Source organism: Buttiauxella sp. A111 (assembly GCF_014189855.1).
In the GTDB taxonomy this organism is placed as follows: domain Bacteria; phylum Pseudomonadota; class Gammaproteobacteria; order Enterobacterales; family Enterobacteriaceae; genus Buttiauxella; species Buttiauxella selenatireducens.
This window is the reverse complement of sequence record NZ_BJFN01000003.1, coordinates 491,506-508,736: the sequence shown is the minus strand read 5'-3', so window position 1 is coordinate 508,736 and position 17,231 is coordinate 491,506. Positions and strand designations below refer to the sequence as shown.

The window sequence follows — 17,231 nt, the reverse complement described above, 5'->3', positions numbered from 1 at the left end:
ACGAGGGAGAGGGGATCGATCAGTTTCCTCCCTCTCCTGGGGGAGAGGGCCGGGGTGAGGGCGCCCTGACCCTAACCTCGCTTACGCATCACACCTTCCTGCACCGTTGACGCCACCAACACGCCATCGCGTGAATAAAACTCCCCGCGAACAAAGCCACGCGCGCTGGAAGCCGACGTACTTTCCACGCTATACAACAACCAGTCATTCATATCAAACGGGCGGTGGAACCACATTGAGTGATCGATGGTCGCCACTTGCATACCCGGCTCAAGGAAACCAACGCCATGTGGCTGAAGCGCGACGGGAAGGAAGTTAAAATCAGAGGCATAACCCAGCAGATACTGATGTACGTGTAATTCCGTTGGCATTTTACCGTTGGCTCGCATCCACACCTGACGTACCGGCTCATCAACATGCCCTTGCATAGGGTTGTGGAATACAACCGGGCGGATCTCGAGTGGCTTTTCACAGAGAAACTTCTCTTTCAGGCTCTGTGGCAGCAACTTTTCAAACGCCATGGCGATTTCTGTTTCTGACTTCAGATTTTCCGGTGCAGGAGCCCCTGGCATGGCTTTTTGATGTTCAAAGCCAGGCTCTGGCGCCTGGAAAGAGGCGGTCATATAGAAAATAGGTTTGCCATTTTGGATCGCCGCAACGCGTCGTGCGCTGAAACTATTGCCATCACGCAGAGTTTCTACGTCATAAACAATAGGCTTTGAGCTGTCCCCTGGGCGCAGAAAATAACTGTGGAAAGAGTGCACCAGGCGTTCTGTTGGCACGGTTTCTTTGGCGGCATACAGCGCCTGGCCAACGACTTGTCCACCGAAAACCTGACGTAAACCTAAGTCCTCGCTCTGGCCACGAAAAATACCTTCTTCAATCTTTTCCAGATTGAGTAATGCCAACAAATTGCTGAGCGCCTGACTCATAAAAGGTCCTCAATGAAATAATAAAAATCGCGCAATTGGCCTGATTATAACAGGTTTCCAACAATCGCCACCCAGTGGCCCGACCTGATCTTGTGTTACGGTTTTAGGCAAAAATCAGTGATATGTGCCACACTTAGCGTGATAAGTATGTTTAACCACTCATTACTTGTGGGCCAACAGCCTGCTGGTGCATTGATGATAAGGAGAACAAATCAATGAAACTTGTGCACACGTTAAGTGGTTTAGCCATTGCTGTTGCGATGGTGGGATGCGCGCATAATAAAAGTGCTGACATCCCGACGCCAGCCCCTGCTGCAACGACTTCATCAGCAGCATCTTTAGCGCAGTCTGATATTCAACAGCCAAATGTTTCGGGGACGGTCTGGATTCGTCAACGTATCGCGTTACCGCCAGATGCAGTGCTTACGGTGACATTATCTGATGCATCTTTGGCGGATGCGCCGTCAAGAGTGCTGTCGCAGAGAGCTGTCCGTACGGAAGGGAAACAATCGCCGTTCAGCTTTGTGTTGCCGTATAACCCAGCAGATGTTCAACCTAACGCGCGCATCATTCTGAGCGCGGCAATCACCGTGAATAATCAGCTAATGTTTATCACCGATACCATTCAACCGGTAATAAACAATGGGGGAGTTAAAGCGGATCTGACATTGGTACCTGTTCAGCAGACGGCAGTTCCAGTGCAGGACAACGGTGGCGCAGCAACGACCGTTCCGTTGACATCCCCGACTCAGGTTAACCCTTCGTCAGCGGTACCGGCTCCAACGCAGTTATGATGCTAAGCGTTGCCGAGTAAAGTGTGGTTTTCAATCCACGACAACTCACTTAAGCGCCTCCTTCGAGGCGCTTTTTAGTAATTCCAGCGATAACGCTGCATATCAATTTGCCCGTTGCCAGACACCATAATTCCCTCTGAAAGCAACGCTTGCCGCTGGCGTTGTAAATCCGGGCCGGTCAGAGAAATCGTGCCATGACGGTTCACCACGCGATGCCAGGGTAATTTACTGCCTTCAGGTAGGCGCTTGAGAACACCGCCTACTTGCCGCGCGGCGCGGGGGGAACCTGCCAGCCGAGCCACATCGCCATAGGTCGTGACGTGACCTTCCGGTATAGCAGCGATAATCTGATAAACGCGCTGCGGGAATGAATCGTTATTTTCCATAGCTAACTCCATTTACCCTGCGCTTTGAAGTCACCCGGGTATAACAGCCTGAGGGTAAGGATAATCGTCGTGCGCTAAACTAGAAAGAAAAACAGGGGCTGCGCAAGAAAGCAACACCTGACCGCTCCTTGCTTGCAATTGCCTGGGGCAACATGGATAATGCGCCAGCGCGTTAGGTAACTAGCGCTCTCAATGGGGGCCCTGTTGGTTCTCCCGCAACACTAATTTGTGAATTCGGTCAGGTCCGGAAGGAAGCAGCCGCAGCAGATGACGTGTGTGCCGGGATGTAGCTGGCAGGGCCCCCACCCAATTCTGCCTCCCTGAGATTTCCATTCCATTCTTCTGCTTACTTTTCCTTTCGGGACAACGTTGATTCTCTCATTTTAAAGCTATGTGAACGCCTGCCTTTTATCGATATCGTTTGAGGGAAGGGTATTGCTGGAAATGAGCGGGTAGAGAGAGGAATTGTTGCTTTGAGGCGTTGTGGGGAATGATAAAGAACTGCAAAAAAAAGCCCTGCGACATACGCCACAGGGCTTTTGCATTATGGGGTAACGATATTGAACCAGAATTCAAAGTTATCCATAAAACCTAGCATCTCGTTCATCTTCTCACTGTTGCCTGTCACCTTAACCTCACCTTTATCCACCGCCTGTTTAAGCGTTTCTTCTTTAAGGATGATTCTGTTAAGCGTATCTCTGTTCAAGGAGAATGTTGCATCGGCATCTTTTGCTTCGGTGTTAGCGGTATGGTTTAACACCCCATTTTCCAACTCCAGCTTGTATTTGCCGCCATCGCTACCTAAGTCGATGTTAAACACCGCTTTGGTATCACCCGCCTTCTCACCATTGATATGTACCGCCAAATAATCGAAGAACATTTCTGGCGTCATTGCCTTAACGGTGTCAGGGCTGGCAGTATTTGGCGTTGGGCCAATTCCCACGCCATTTCGTAGTTCTTGAGCACCAGTCAGGTAGAAGTTGCGCCATGGGCCAGATTCAGCCTGATAGCCCATTTGCTCCAGTGCATCGGCTTCAAGGTTTCGCGCAGTTTTGTTGCTCGGATCGGCGAACACGACTTTGCTCACAACCTGAGCGACCCAGCGGTAATTGCCCTGTTCAAAGTCAGTTTTGGCTTTCTGAAGGACAGCATCAGCACCTCCCATGTATTCGACGAATTTCTTTGCAGAATCTTCTGGTGGCAGCTCGTCTAACGTTGCCGGGTTGCCATTAAACCAACCGAGATAAAACACATAGGTGGCTTTTACGTCGTGGCTGACGGAACCGTAATAACCACGGCTTGCCCAAGTTTTGGCTAAGTTTGGCGGCAATTTGATTTTTGCTGCAATTTCGTCGCGTGTCAGGCCCTGGTTTGCCATACGCAGCGTCTGGTCATTGATGTAACGATACATATCGCGCTGGCCTTTCATCAGGTTCACGACATTATCTTTACCCCAGGTTGGCCAGTGGTGTTGGGCGATAATAATTTCGGCATCGCTGCCCCAGCGATCAATTGCGGCGTTGATATATTTGGACCAGGCCAGCGGATCGCGGATTTTTGCCCCACGCAGAGAATAAGTGTTGTGCAGAGTGTGAGTAACATCCTCCGCCGCTTCGATCATTTTCTTCTCTTTGACATACCACAGCATTTCAGATGGAGCTTCAGAACCTGGCGCCATCATAAAGTCATAGGTCAGTCCGTCGATAACTTCTTCCTGCCCCGTGTGTGTTATGTAGTTTGTTGGCGCCAATAAGGTCACGGTACCTGCAGAAGTGGTAGTCCCCAATCCTGCACCCACCTGGCCTTTTGAATTAGCAGGTAAAAGATTGCCGTACATATAGCTTGCGCGACGACTCATGGCGTTACCCGCCATGATATTTTCGTCAACAGAGGCTTCCATGAACCCCTGCGGGCCATAGATTTTAACTTTTCCCGCCTTTACATCGGCTTCATCAACAACACCACGAACACCGCCGTAATGGTCAACGTGGCTATGGGTATAAATAACGGCAACTACCGGTTTTTTACCGCGATTTTTGTAATAAAGATCCATGCCGACTTTAGCTGTTTCTGCGGAAACGAGCGGGTCAATGACGGTAATGCCTTTTTTACCCTCGATAATCGTCATATTGGACAAATCAAGGTTACGGATCTGGTAAACACCGTCAGTCACTTCAAACAGACCGCTAATATTGATGAGTTGAGACTGACGCCAAAGGCTCGGGTTTACTGTATCTGGTGCTTTATCGCCTTCTTTAATGAAAGCATATTGTTGAGGATTCCAGACAACATTTCCTTTCTCACCTTTAATAATACTTTGTGGAAGTGCGGCAATAAAACCTTTATGCGCATTGGCAAAATCGGTTTTATCCGCGAAGGGAAGCTGGTTGTAAATTGCTTCATTGGCGCGTTTGGTTGCTGCCGTTGCTTCTTTTGTCGGCGCAGGAGTTGCCGCTGTTACTGACATGGTGACCAGTAAACCCGCGACAGCCAGACTACTGGCTATCAGATTCAATCTCATTAATTCAACCTCTAAGTGGCAATGTTATGTATTTGACGAATCAGAGTCGCCATAGCGAGAGTAAATATATTTTTTAAGCACAATCTAATATTGACGATTGATGTAGGTTAAAAAATCTATTCACTATTTCGTCAATTTTAGTGGATTGTTTTAAAGCACAATAGTCCCAAATGGGACTGTGCGTTATTAATAGGGGGCGAAATAGAAACTTTAGTCGGTACAGACATCCCACCCTCAGTTGCACTATACTGCAACAACTGATTGTATATTTGGGGAGCCTATGAAAGCTGATTTTGAAAACATTCACTTCTGTTATCAATCACTTGATTTGAGAGGCTTTATTGTTGATGTTTGTGAAAAAGGCGAGAAACTCATCTTTTCAGATAAAGAAAAAATAGAGCCAATATCTGGTTTTATTTACTTTCCCCTGGAGGGTTCAGTCGCCATATCCCATGCGGAAAGTGAACTCACTATTGGCAATGTCATTGAACTTATGCCAATTGGCCTAATGGAAAGGTATTGCCCACAACTCAACTTTGAATATAAATGCATGACACCTGTTGAAATGATTAAAATCTCCTGGCAGGATTTTGATGGTATCTTTTTTCAAAATGCTGAGTATATGCAGGTGTTATCAAAAATTTTGATTTTTATGACCATATTCTCTTTGGAGCTTCATTCTGAGAGGAAACAGTTGACAAGTTACCAAACGATTAAACCGATGTTATATCGTTATCTATACAGATCGAAGACATTCCCCAACGAAAGCGAAGGTCTGGCGAATTTTATTATTCGACGTACCAAATTATCGCGTACGCATGTGTTTCGTGTGCTGGCGGACTTAAAGGAAGGGGGATATATTTCAGTGAAAAGTGGCAAGTTGATTTCGATTAATAAAGTATTACCTGAAGATTATTAAAAAGTGGCAATTTATCTTAACCGGGTGCGGGTTTAATACTCATCGCACCCAATTTCGCCTCCCGCTAAACCACTGTTCTCCTTAAATATTCATCCCGCGTTTGTGCCAGGTTATCCCAAATCGGCTTTAATCGCTCCAGTGCTGCGCGCATTTGCGTGGGTTCAAGAGTGAATGGCAATCTCAAATATCGTTCAAATGCCCCTTCGGCTCCAAAACGTGGGCCTGCGCCAATGCGAATACCGATGGATTCCGCGCTGGCGGCAAAGACGGTTGCCAGCGGTTTTGGCAGTTCAATCCACCAGGATAATCCTCCTTCCGGGACAACGGTTATTTTCCAGTCCGGGAATATCTCTTTGATTGCTTCACCGCAGGCATCTCTATGCTGGCGCAGCATGTCGCGCCGCCCAGGCAGGAAGTTATCCGCTTCGTTAAATAAGTGGATGGCAGCGAGCTGTTCCAGAACCGGCGAGCCTAAATCCAACGTGTCGCGGATTTGAATCAGTGACGCAATGGTCCGCGCTGAGGCTCTGATCCAGCCTATCCTCATACCGCCCCAGAAACTTTTTCCGCCCGATCCCAGGGTGATTATTCGATCATCGTTATCAAAGGCGGCCAACGGTGGCGGTGGTGGGTTGTCAAACCACAGATCGACCATGGTTTCATCAACCACCACCGTGGTGCGCGTACGGGCAGCCATTTCGGCGATAGCGATACGCGTATCCACATCCATACAACGCCCGGTGGGATTATGGAAATCGACAATCAAGTAGGCTAACCGTGGAGAGGTTTGCGCAATGGTGGCCGCAAGCCCCTCAGTGTCCCACCCCTGTTCAGTCAGGCTTACGGGAACGGCACGGCAGGACGCACCTTTAATTGCCGTCAGCGCCATCGGATAAGTGGGGTGATCCATGACTACGCGATCGCCAGGGCCAGTCAGCAGTCGCAGTATCAACCCAAAACCACTCAGTGCGCCATTGACGATAATAATCTGATCGGCGTGAGTCGGCAGCCCTCGGGCAGCATAGCGTTGTGCGATAACCTGACGCAGTTCCGGCAACCCCTGCTGGTTGTAACCGGTCGAACCCAAATGTTCGGGCAAGGCAATCAACGCGTTGGCATAGGCCTGATGAATTTCGGGCCCCGCAGCAAGCGCTGCGGTGGAGAGGTCTAACGTTGCCCCTCGACCGGGGAGTGGCGAAACAGCTTGTAGCCCTTCCGGTAGCATGGTGACAGACCCCGAACCTTGTCGGCTTGCCAGGTATCCTTCATCACGCAATTGTGCGAGCGCGGTCGCTACAGTGGTTCGGCTAACGCCGAGCGCTTTTGCCAGTTCACGTTCACCCGGTAGGCGGCTATCGAGTGGCAAACGCCCATCCAGAATCAACAACCGTAGCCCGTCTGCCAGTTGGCGATAAACCGGGGTGCGGGTTAATTCCTGATGCCAGTTTCCCAGCAATTTTGTCAGAGATGAAGAACCGGTTCTGCGCTGCGCCATAGCAATCCACTTTGTATTAACTGGACCTTAATTTCAGATCCATTTTGCGTAAAAGTAAAGCCACAAAAGAACACTGAGGTGAAGAAGATGATCGCTCGACGCTTGCTGCAACTTTATACCGGCCTGGTACTGTATGGTGTATCCACGGCGATGTTCGTGCGGGCCAATTTAGGTGCTGATCCCTGGAACGTTTTCCACCTCGGCGTGGCGCGGATCTTCTCTTTAAATATTGGCATGGTGATGATCGTGGTGGGTGCGCTGGTGTTGCTACTGTGGATCCCGCTGCGCCAGAAACCAGGGCTTGGGACAATCAGCAACGTGATTGTGTTGGGTCTGGCCGCTGATGCCGCACTCGTCTTAATGCCGCCGATTGAATCGATGGTGATGCGCAGCATTTTACTGTTGGCTGCCATTCTGGTGAATGCGATTGCGACTGGGATGTACATCGGGGCAGGGTTTGGCTCCGGCCCGCGTGATGGTTTGATGACCGGGATTAATGCACGCACCGGTTGGTCAGTACGCAGCGTACGGACGGCGATTGAGTTAACCGTCTTACTGGCCGGTTGGTTGATGGGAGGCACGTTTGGTGTCGGTACGGTGCTGTATGCGCTGGCGATTGGCCCGTTTATCCAACTCTGTTTGCCGTGGTTTCGCATTCAGACTCGTTCGCAAAAAAACCTGGTTGAACCGACTATTGTGCCCTAATGTTGAAGCCAAAACCCCGATTCGATGAGGTAACAATGCATAGCGAGGTCATCAGCAACGCGGCGGCACACTGGAATAGCTATCAGCTTGCAGACATTTTGTCCCACTGTTTTGAAGGATATCTGGTCCCTTTCACCATTGACGGTGAAACCTTTGCGATGCGTTTTGCGGCAGAAGATATGAGTCTTAATGACAGTCGAGTCTGGACGCAAAATGGCGAACCGAAAGCGCTGGCGATCATCAGTCGACGTGGGCAAACCAGCCGTCTTGCCGCCTTCGCGATTCGTCCTGAGTTACGCGGACAAGGGTTCGGCAGACAATTTATGCAGCAGTTGATCGATGAAGCGCGTGCGCGTGGTGACCGAAGCATGTGGCTGGAAGTCATTGTCGGCAACGACTCTGGACTTGCGTTGTATGAACGCATGGGATTTGTGCGCCAGCAGACTCTGGTCGGGTTTAACGCCGTCAGTGCTGCGCTGTTTACACAAACGGGCGAATTGCAGGAAATCGACCCGCTGGTAATGGCAAACAAAATGATGACCGATGCCAACCTGCGATTGCCATGGCTGAGTGCGCCAGAAACGCTCTATAAATTACCGGGCAAAGCGTTCGTGTTAAATGATGTGGCGTACGCCATGGTGGCGACTGCTCCTCAAGGGTTCAGAGTGCGCATGCTTTATGTTGACCCAGCCGCGCGAGGTCAGGGCCTGGCGAAAAAATTGCTGACGCTGCTGCGCGAACGTTTTAGCGGGCTTTATACCGCAACGGCCATTCCCGAGCCCATTGCGCCGGTTTTCTTAAGTAGCGGCTACCGTCAGGATCCCATTACGCAATATGAAATGTTGCTCAAACTTTGAGCGGGCGGCATTCATTCTTAACGACTAAACTTATCAATCGTAATCATCACGGGTGGAAAACATCTACCCGTCTTCCCCACACCGTGGAGGTTTACAATGCCTTATGTTGATGGTTTCGTTGTTGCTGTACCGGCAGCAAATAAAGATGCGTATAAGGAAATGGCTGCCAAAGCCGCACCGTTATTTAAAGAATTTGGTGCACTACGCGTCGTGGAATGTTGGGCTGACGATGTGCCCGATGGCAAGCTCACTGATTTTCGTATGGCGGTAAAAGCTGAAGAGAGCGAAGAAGTTGTTTTCAGCTGGATTGAATATCCATCTAAAGAAGTGCGTGATGCCGCGAATGCCAAAATGATGTCTGACCCACGGATGAAAGAGTTTGGCGAATCAATGCCATTTGATGGCAAACGCATGATTTATGGTGGCTTTGCGCCACTGCTCGACGAGTAAATCGGGCGGGGGGCGCTAACGCCGACCGCTTTTATGCAGAGTGGATGCGCTTAGCGTCATCCACCCTGTAAAAACAGTTAAACCTTCAGCTCGCGTAACAATCCAAATGCCTGTTTCATATGGGCTTCACTCACAATAAACGCCCGCAATTGCTGCTCGATATCATAACCTTTCGCGATTAAACCTTGCGGCTCGACTGAAATCTGCCAGTGCAAATCACTACGCTGCGTTTCGCCCGCCAGATGCAACGGCAATTCAGGTGTTTTCACTTTGACCAGCATGGCTGGAAGTGCAAGACCATCAGTGGCACCCAACAAATTTTTGGCAAGCGTCATGGCGCTATATTGAATCGGTTGCAGGAACGGCAGTACCTTGCCGTCTATTTCTGCACAATCTCCGAGTGCGTAGATATTGGTATCAGAAGTCTGCAACTGGCGATTGACCTGAATACCGCGATTCACATCAAGACCGGCATGTTGCGCCAGCCCGATATTGGAACGCAGGCCAATCGCGGCGACAACCGCATCCACATTGACCATTCTTCCATTACTCAGCGTGGCATTAATACCCTGTTCTGTTTTTGTCAGTGATTCAAGGCGCTGATTAAACAACAGTTCCACGCCCATTTGATTCAGTCGATGCTGAAGGCGGCTGCTGACTTCCGCAGGCATCAGCGAGGCGAGCAGGCTGGCAGCGTTATCCACCAGAATCACCTGTTTGCCCGCGCGACAAAAATCCATCGCCAGTTCAGTACCAATCAGGCCACCGCCTAAAATCATCACCCGGCGGGAGTCACGCAGCGATGATTCACAGGCCATAAACTCTTGCTGGCTGTTAAGTGTCAACATCAGCTCTTTACCCTGAATGGGCGGAAGCAGGGCGCTTGAACCGGTTGCCAGCACCAGTTTGTCATACGGCCATTGCTGGTCACCGCATTTAACCAGACGTTCTTTACGGTCGATAGATGAAACCCAGCTATTGGCGTTCAGCGTGAGATTAAACTGCTCGGCAAACTCCCCGGCACGTTGCCGGGTGAGATCGTCTGCACGTTGGTTCAGGCTCATTACGTGGCTGAGATCGGGTTTGTTGTATTCATCCATACTGTCGGCGGCAATCAGGCGTACAGGAACCTGCGCATCATGCTTGCGGATGTTTTTAACCAGTTGGCGGGCGGCAAAGCCCGAACCGATAATCACAATGCCATGTTTCATTTTGCCTCCGTTGCCAGTACATCAAACACGTCTTTGCCGAGCGAGCATTCCGGGCACAGGAAGGTATCAGGCACTTCGCTCCACGGGGTGCCAGGTGCGACGTCCTGCATTGGCTCGCCGGTGGCGGGATCGTAAATCCACTGGCAAACGCTGCACTGCATTTGTGGACCTAAATCGGCGCAGGTTTTCACTTCAGCAACGTTTACCTGCTGTGGAGCAGCAGGTGTTGAAACCAGCGGAGTCAGCGCCCACTGACGAGCAATTTCGCGGCCATGCTGGCGGCAGACTTCCAGCGCGTCGAGGTCCGGACGCCATTTGGCTTTCAGGCTCATCGACATTTCAAAACCCGCATCCTGTAAGCGTGTAGAGAGGCGGTCTACCGCGCCGCCGCTCCAGCCGTGAGAACCGAAGGCGCTGGCACGTTTATTACGGAAACGCAGGCCTGTCATTTCCTCAACCAGTCCGGCAATTTTTGGCATCATCACGTTGTTCATGGTGGAGGTGCCGACCAGCACGCCCTTGGAACGGAAGACGTTGGTGAGAATGTCATTTTTGTCGCTACGGGCCACGTTAAAGATTTTTACCGCCACACTGGGGTCAACTTCGTTAATCCCCTGAGCAATGGCATCAGCCATCATGCGGGTATTGTTGGACATGGTGTCGTAGAAAATCGTGATTCTGTCTTCCTGATAATCTGCCGCCCATTTCAGGTACATTTCGACAATCTGAGTTGGGTTATCGCGCCATACCACACCGTGGGAAGTGGCAATCATATCCACCGGCAGGTTAAAGCCGAGGATCTCGGTAATTTTCGGCGTCACCAGGCGGCTGAACGGCGTCAGGATGTTGGCGTAGTAGCGCTGGCACTGTTCGAACAGCTCGCTTTGGTCGACTTCGTCGTTGAACAGGCGTTCATCGCAGTAGTGCTGGCCGAAGGCGTCATTACTGAACAGCACCGCGTCGCCTGTCATATAGGTCATCATGCTGTCAGGCCAGTGCAGCATTGGGGTTTCCACGAAGATCAGTTGTTTACCGTTACCGATATCGATGCTGTCACCGGTTTTCACCACGTTGAAGTTCCATTCAGGATGGTGATGGTGGCCGGTAATGGAATCAATGGCGTTAGCCGTACAGTAAATTGGGGTATCCGGGATGCAGGACATCAACTCCGTCAGTGCGCCCGCGTGGTCTTCTTCCGCATGGTTGATGATGATGCAATCAATATCTGCCAGGTCGATTTCGCTACGTAAGTTCTGCACAAACTCGCGGCTGAATTTGTGGTCGACGGTGTCGATCAGCACATTTTTTTCTTCACGGATAAGATAGCTATTGTAGCTGCTGCCACGCAGCGTTTTGTATTCGGTGCCGTGGAAATCACGCACTTCCCAGTCACGTTGGCCAACCCAATGAATGTTGTTTTTTACTAAAATAGCCATCTGTCATACCTCAAAAAGAATTAAAAAAATGATGCTTGTGCTGGATATATTACAAATGGCGTGCCAACTTTTTATTTTGTTGATTTTAAAGTGATTTAATGAAATTGGATAAAATTGAGTTGTCATAATGACAATATAAAGAAATGTCGTTTTGACAATTGAATTGTCTTTTTGACTACTGAAAGGTAAGTTAGCGAAATCGTTTTATGGAGCCGCTTATGAGCCTGTCTATTACTTCCCTTGCCAATATTGCTATCGAACTGCAAAGCGGCATTTCACATCAGGATCGCTTTGCCCGTTTGATTCGCACCCTGCGCCAGCTTTTAGGTGGCGATGCGACGGCATTGCTGCGTTACGAAGCGCGGCAATTTCGTCCGTTGGCCATTGATGGGCTGGCGGAAGATGTGCTCGGACGGCGCTTTGATTTAGATGCACATCCACGTCTGGAAGCCATTGCGCGGGCGGGAGATGTGGTGCGGTTCCCGGCAGATAGCGAACTGCCCGATCCTTACGATGGGCTCATTCCCGACCACACCGATTTAAAAGTGCATGCTTGCCTCGGCCTGCCGCTGTTTGCCGATCAAAACCTGATTGGTGCGTTAACCGTCGATGGTATGGACCCTTTGCAGTTCGATCATTTCAGTGATGAAGAGTTACGTTTGATAAGCGTTCTGGCTGCAGGTGCATTGAATAATGCGATGCTAATGGAACAACTTGAAAATCAAACGCCTGCTGTAACCATGCTTCCCGTCGCCGGTAAAACCAGCAGCACCGAAATGGTCGGGTTATCTGCGGGAATTATGCAGCTTAAGAAAGAGATCGAAATCGTCGCTGGTTCCGATCTCAATGTGCTGATCACCGGGGAAACGGGCGTCGGCAAAGAGCTGGTGGCGCGGGCAATTCACAGTGGTTCGGCGCGTGCCGCCAATCCTCTGGTGTATCTCAACTGTGCGGCGTTGCCGGAAAGTGTGGCGGAGAGTGAGCTGTTCGGCCACGTAAAAGGGGCATTTACCGGAGCTATTCACCATCGCACGGGCAAATTTGAGATGGCGGATAACGGCACTCTGTTTCTGGATGAAATCGGGGAGTTGCCGTTAACGCTTCAGGCAAAATTGCTGCGCGTTTTACAGTACGGCGATATACAGCGTGTGGGCGATGACAGCAGCCAAAGAGTCAATGTGCGCGTGCTGGCGGCGACCAATCGTGATCTCAAACAGCATGTGTTGGCAGGGGAATTTCGCGCGGATTTGTTCCATCGTTTAAGTGTGTTTCCGCTCCATGTTCCCCCATTGCGCGAACGAGGCGACGATATCACGCTATTGGCGGGGTTTTTCTGCGAGCAAAGCCGCGTAAAAATGGGGCTTAAACAGGTGGCGTTGAGCGATACTGCACGTGATTTACTGCGTCGTTACGACTGGCCAGGGAACATTCGCGAGCTGGAACATGCGCTTTACCGCGCGACCGTGTTAGCGCGTTCAGGCAAGCCGGACGGTGAAGTCTGGCTTCAACCGCAACATTTTCAACTGAGCGAAGCAGATACCAAACCGGCTGACATTCAGGGGGCAACAGTGCCGGTGGTGGATAATTTGCGTACCGCGACCGACGATTTCCAGCGCCAGATTATTATCAGTACGCTGGATGCCAACGCCGGAAACTGGGCGGCGAGTGCCAGACAGCTTCAATTAGATGTCGCCAATTTACACCGCCTGGCAAAACGCCTTGGCGTGAAATAGTGTCTGGCATTTTTCAGATGCGTTTCATCCCCTGGCGCTATAGTTTGCGACCCATTCGATGAACTTATCTTTTGGCAGGGCTTTACTGAACAACCAGCCCTGGCCGTACTGCACACCCTGAGTACGTAACCAGGTGGCCTGGACGGGGGTTTCGATCCCCTCGGCGACCATTAAAATCCCCAAAGAGTTGGCCATTTCAATGATATGCGGAGTGATATTTTTATATCCAATCGCGTCTACAAATGACTTATCTATTTTCAGAATATCGACATCAAGATCCTGTAAATAACTCAGGCTAGAATAGCCCGTGCCAAAATCATCAATATAGATTGCATGACCAGCCTCGCGATATTGCGCAATTATCGGCGCGGTCACTTTCGGATCGGCAAAACCGCGCTCGGTAATTTCAAATGCTATTTGACCCGGTTTGACGGAGTAACGTGACAAATAAGGGATGATGACTTCCAGTATATGTAAGCTCCGGACATCGCGGGTGCCTAAATTAACTGAAATATGATAATCAGGATGTTGGTGAAGCCACTCGCCTAGTTCGAGGAATATCAGTTCAATGACTTGCTCTGTTAATTGCGTGACCAGACCGGTATGTTCTGCCAGCGGAATAAATACATCCGGAGTGAGCATGGTACCGTCTTGCTGCTGCCAGCGAATTAATGCTTCTGCACCGACACTTTCGCCACTTTCAAGATTCACTATAGGCTGGTAAACCACGCGTAACTCATGGTTTTTGATGGCATCCATCAAACGATTTTGAGGCGATAACAGCCGACGTAAAACACGAAGTAAGAACCATCCTGTGGCGAAGCTGATGATTAATCCCACAGGTAGCCAAATATAGAGTTGCTGATACCAGGCTTCGGTCAGCGGTTCCACTGACGCCCAGGCGATCATAGCCAGGCCAAGATTCTCATCCCGACGAATGACATAGATATTATTATCGCTTTGAAACTCTTCTGCGCCCTGTGCCAGCGGCGTGCGCCAGTCATCTGAAACATAGGTACTATTTGTGGCGATAAGTTCGTTTTTACCCAGACCCACCATCGCAATATTGAGCGTATAACTACCGAAAGGGAGCACATCAATAAATGACATTGGGTCGACTAACGCAATATGCGGCGGTTTGCCGATAAAAATCATCTTGCGTTTAAAACCCGGTATCGGGGGAGTGGTATACCACGCACTAAAGCCGTGCTCACCGATGCGATCAGGTTCGCCTAACCGTTCATTGTAGGCAAACGATTCCAGCGAACTGCACAGAATACGGTTATCTTTTTCAAGCATCACTTCTTGCACATTACGATATTCAAGGGCGGTACGGCGCATGGCTTCAGCGTGTGCGTGAGAGCAGGTTTGGTCTTTAAAGCGGTTAATATCGTCAACGGCAGAAATAGCGTCGTCGATGACTTGCGCAGTACGCATCAAAGCGTGGTCGGCAAATTCATTCAATTCATTATGAAAAGCTTGTTCAGCCTTACGATGAGCAAGATAAATGCTCAACAAAATGGGAAGCAATACGGCCAAAATAAGGATACCGCTGACCAGGCTGATGAGCTTTCGGGACGTCATTCTGGTAGACCCCGTTATGAGAATAGTTTTTATAATGATTTTACATAGAAGAGGTTAGTCTATCTCACATGTTTGAGGGATGTTATGTTTTCATGCTAAGTGAGCATGAAATCTTTAGACGCGAGCATCTGGTGAGCATTGAATGAAGAAAAAAGAGTTTGTTATCCAGGATTTGTTGAGCAAAATTTATCAGCATAATGATTCGCAACGACGCAAATTACCCCCAGAGCGTCAGCTTGCAGAAGAATATGATGTTTCGCGTTTCACTATTCGCAAAGCCCTGGAAAGGCTGGTGAGTATTGGGGTGGTTGAAATTATTCAGGGGTCGGGGATTTGGATTAATACACAAGCCCGTAATAACCCGCTGGTATATAACTCCATTACCGAAAAACGTTTTGATCAGATGGCTTTTCGTATGGTCAATCTTCATAAAAAGCTACCGAATCGCGAAGAGCAGCAAGTCTTTGGTGTGGATGAAAATGCGTACATCTGGCAGTTTTGCCGCTTGCGATATGTCGATAATCAAAAGGTGCAAATTGAGATTTCACGAATGCCTGTGCAGGATTTCCCCGATCTTAATCAGCAAGTGATTGAACGATCCATTCAACAATATGTGCTCAGTAAAGGATTTCGAATTTCGCACCTGCTAACCAGTTATCAGGCCGTATCGATTAGCAAGGAACAGGCAGCATTACTGGAATGTAAAAAAGGGATCCCGGCGATGCATATCATTAACCGCGGGATCCTCGAAGGGGGACGAGTATTTGAAATCAGCGAAATCGTCGATATCAATTATTCCTGTACTTATGTCATCCCCTATAACCATGACAATTTGGCCTGGCGGCAGGGCACTCAGGGAGTATGAATGGCCCCGTTGGGTAAGCGGCTCTGCGTCCACTCATGTGGGCGATACTCCACGGGGAAGGCCTCTGCTTTTTGTTGGTCGAAGCTCACGCCAATACCAGGTTTTTCAATAGGATAGATATATCCTTGCTCAGCGACTGGCGCGCCGGGGAACACCGATTCGGTATTCGGTTGATTCGGGATAAATTCCTGAATCGCCGCATTGTGCAGATGAATATTTAAATGCGTATTCACCGCCACGCCAATCGGTGTCATATCTCCGGGGCCATGCCAGGCCAGACGCACTCCAAATGCCTGGCAAAGAATGGCGAGTTTTAGCGCAGGCGTTATCCCGCCGATTTGCGAAACGTGGCAGCGGATAAAATCGATGCGCCGATTCACAATGAGATCATGCCATTCAGCCGGGTTATTAAACAGTTCACCCATTGCCAGTGGAATGCTGGAGTGCGCGCGGATTTGTTCTAACCATGCACTGTGTTGTGGCGGCAGAATATCTTCGATAAACCAGGGTTGGTATGGTTCGAGTGCTTTTGCCAGTTGTACCGCCTGCTGTGGGAATAAACGTTCATGCACATCATGCAGAATATGGAACTGGTTGCCGTACTTCTCGCGTAGCGCTTTGAACATCGCCACGGTATTCGCCATGTATTCATCCTGGCAATAATACGCTCCAGGGGTTGGCGATTTCGTGGCATGCAGTCCTTGTGGCGTACCGCCGTAAAAACCTAACTGACAGCGAATATAGCGATACCCTTGCGCCAGCAGTTTGTCGACTTCGAGGAATAATCCTTCCAGCGTTTCACTGGCGGCGTGGCTGTAAGCGGCGATAGCGTCTTTCGATTTCCCTCCCAGAAGTTGATACAGCGGCATATCTGCCAGTTGGCCTTTAATATCCCAAAGCGCCATGTCAACACCGGCAATCGCGTTGTTGATAACCGGGCCGTTGCGCCAGTAGGCGTTGACCGTCATCATTTGCCACAAGTCTTCAATGTTGTTGGCATCACGCCCGAGAAGTAACGGTTTGAGGTATTCGTCGACCATCGCTTTGACGGCCAAAGGGCGCTGCTGGAAAGTGGCACAACCGTGGCCAATCACGCCTTTATCGGTGGTGACGCGCACCGTGACCAGGTTGTGGCGGTCAGGACGGGTGATGAAACATTCGATATTTTCAATAATGGTTGGTTTCACAAAATTACTCCACACCCTGGAATTATTTAGGGCAGTTCATGGGTGGTGACTTATTCAATGTCGGCTTCTGTTATTTACTATCACCTTATTTTTGTGTGCGGGTAAATGTTTTTTTTGCATATTTTTATTGGTCAGGAAAAGAGGCGTGATGCACGT

The 17,231-nt window shown here is 49.7% G+C and carries 15 protein-coding genes and 1 other RNA gene; 8 read left to right on the top strand and 8 right to left on the bottom strand.

What is annotated here, in order from left to right; genetic code table 11:
- Positions 1–71: 71 nt before the first annotated feature.
- Positions 72–932, bottom strand: coding sequence for an acyl-CoA thioesterase II (gene tesB, locus BSPA111_RS11665; protein WP_183271312.1), 861 nt, complete (start codon positions 930–932; stop codon positions 72–74).
- Positions 933–1,147: 215 nt separating this feature from the next.
- On the opposite strand from tesB, the gene BSPA111_RS11660 reads away from it, so the two are divergent.
- A complete protein-coding gene (locus BSPA111_RS11660; RefSeq protein WP_183271311.1) occupies positions 1,148–1,726 on the top strand; it encodes a YbaY family lipoprotein in 579 nt (192 codons plus the stop codon).
- Between the two features lie 74 nt (positions 1,727–1,800).
- On the opposite strand, the gene BSPA111_RS11655 is transcribed toward BSPA111_RS11660, so the two are convergent.
- On the bottom strand, positions 1,801–2,112 hold the full coding sequence (locus tag BSPA111_RS11655) for an MGMT family protein (protein ID WP_183271310.1): 312 nt from the start codon (positions 2,110–2,112) through the stop codon (positions 1,801–1,803).
- A 202-nt stretch (positions 2,113–2,314) separates the two neighbouring features.
- On the opposite strand from BSPA111_RS11655, the gene ffs reads away from it, so the two are divergent.
- Positions 2,315–2,411, top strand: an RNA gene (ffs, locus tag BSPA111_RS11650) — signal recognition particle sRNA small type.
- Positions 2,412–2,656: 245 nt separating this feature from the next.
- Here the strand turns inward: ffs and BSPA111_RS11645 are convergent.
- Positions 2,657–4,633 (bottom strand): alkyl/aryl-sulfatase, encoded by a 1,977-nt coding sequence (locus BSPA111_RS11645; RefSeq protein ID WP_183271309.1) that lies wholly within the window; start codon positions 4,631–4,633, stop codon positions 2,657–2,659.
- A gap of 280 nt (positions 4,634–4,913) precedes the next feature.
- Here BSPA111_RS11645 and BSPA111_RS11640 point away from each other — a divergent pair, with 280 nt between their 5' ends.
- The gene (locus BSPA111_RS11640) at positions 4,914–5,552 is read left to right on the top strand and encodes a helix-turn-helix domain-containing protein (RefSeq protein ID WP_183271308.1); all 639 of its coding nucleotides are present in this window, start codon (positions 4,914–4,916) and stop codon (positions 5,550–5,552) included.
- A gap of 64 nt (positions 5,553–5,616) precedes the next feature.
- On the opposite strand, the gene BSPA111_RS11635 is transcribed toward BSPA111_RS11640, so the two are convergent.
- Positions 5,617–7,047 carry a PLP-dependent aminotransferase family protein gene (locus BSPA111_RS11635; RefSeq protein ID WP_183271307.1) on the bottom strand — a complete coding sequence of 477 codons (1,431 nt, stop codon included), beginning with the start codon at positions 7,045–7,047 and terminating at the stop codon, positions 5,617–5,619.
- A 90-nt stretch (positions 7,048–7,137) separates the two neighbouring features.
- Here BSPA111_RS11635 and BSPA111_RS11630 point away from each other — a divergent pair, with 90 nt between their 5' ends.
- The 3 genes from BSPA111_RS11630 (at position 7,138) to BSPA111_RS11620 (ending at position 9,059) form a co-directional block, all read left to right on the top strand.
- Positions 7,138–7,752: a YitT family protein gene (locus BSPA111_RS11630; RefSeq protein WP_183271450.1), complete on the top strand. Its 615-nt coding sequence runs from the start codon at positions 7,138–7,140 to the stop codon at positions 7,750–7,752.
- Positions 7,753–7,787: 35 nt separating this feature from the next.
- A complete protein-coding gene (locus BSPA111_RS11625) occupies positions 7,788–8,609 on the top strand; it encodes a GNAT family N-acetyltransferase (RefSeq protein WP_183271306.1) in 822 nt (273 codons plus the stop codon).
- Between the two features lie 96 nt (positions 8,610–8,705).
- A complete protein-coding gene (locus tag BSPA111_RS11620; RefSeq protein ID WP_183271305.1) occupies positions 8,706–9,059 on the top strand; it encodes a DUF1428 domain-containing protein in 354 nt (117 codons plus the stop codon).
- A gap of 77 nt (positions 9,060–9,136) precedes the next feature.
- Here BSPA111_RS11620 and norW read toward each other — a convergent pair whose 3' ends face one another.
- Both norW and norV read right to left on the bottom strand, forming a co-directional pair.
- Positions 9,137–10,270 carry an NADH:flavorubredoxin reductase NorW gene (gene norW, locus BSPA111_RS11615; protein WP_183271304.1) on the bottom strand — a complete coding sequence of 378 codons (1,134 nt, stop codon included), beginning with the start codon at positions 10,268–10,270 and terminating at the stop codon, positions 9,137–9,139.
- Positions 10,267–11,706: an anaerobic nitric oxide reductase flavorubredoxin gene (norV, locus tag BSPA111_RS11610; protein WP_183271303.1), complete on the bottom strand. Its 1,440-nt coding sequence runs from the start codon at positions 11,704–11,706 to the stop codon at positions 10,267–10,269. Before norV ends, norW begins: the two co-directional genes overlap by 4 nt.
- A 218-nt stretch (positions 11,707–11,924) precedes the next feature.
- Here norV and norR point away from each other — a divergent pair, with 218 nt between their 5' ends.
- A complete protein-coding gene (gene norR / locus BSPA111_RS11605) occupies positions 11,925–13,439 on the top strand; it encodes a nitric oxide reductase transcriptional regulator NorR (protein WP_183271302.1) in 1,515 nt (504 codons plus the stop codon).
- A gap of 24 nt (positions 13,440–13,463) precedes the next feature.
- Here the strand turns inward: norR and BSPA111_RS11600 are convergent, their stop codons facing one another.
- A complete protein-coding gene (locus BSPA111_RS11600) occupies positions 13,464–15,023 on the bottom strand; it encodes an EAL domain-containing protein (RefSeq protein ID WP_183271301.1) in 1,560 nt (519 codons plus the stop codon).
- Positions 15,024–15,165: 142 nt separating this feature from the next.
- Between BSPA111_RS11600 and BSPA111_RS11595 the strand changes: the two genes are divergently transcribed.
- Positions 15,166–15,888, top strand: coding sequence for a GntR family transcriptional regulator (locus tag BSPA111_RS11595; protein ID WP_183271300.1), 723 nt, complete (start codon positions 15,166–15,168; stop codon positions 15,886–15,888).
- On the opposite strand, the gene BSPA111_RS11590 is transcribed toward BSPA111_RS11595, so the two are convergent.
- Positions 15,876–17,075 carry an enolase C-terminal domain-like protein gene (locus BSPA111_RS11590; RefSeq protein WP_183271299.1) on the bottom strand — a complete coding sequence of 400 codons (1,200 nt, stop codon included), beginning with the start codon at positions 17,073–17,075 and terminating at the stop codon, positions 15,876–15,878. The two genes, BSPA111_RS11595 and BSPA111_RS11590, sit on opposite strands and share 13 nt — an antisense overlap.
- Positions 17,076–17,231: the final 156 nt, after the last annotated feature.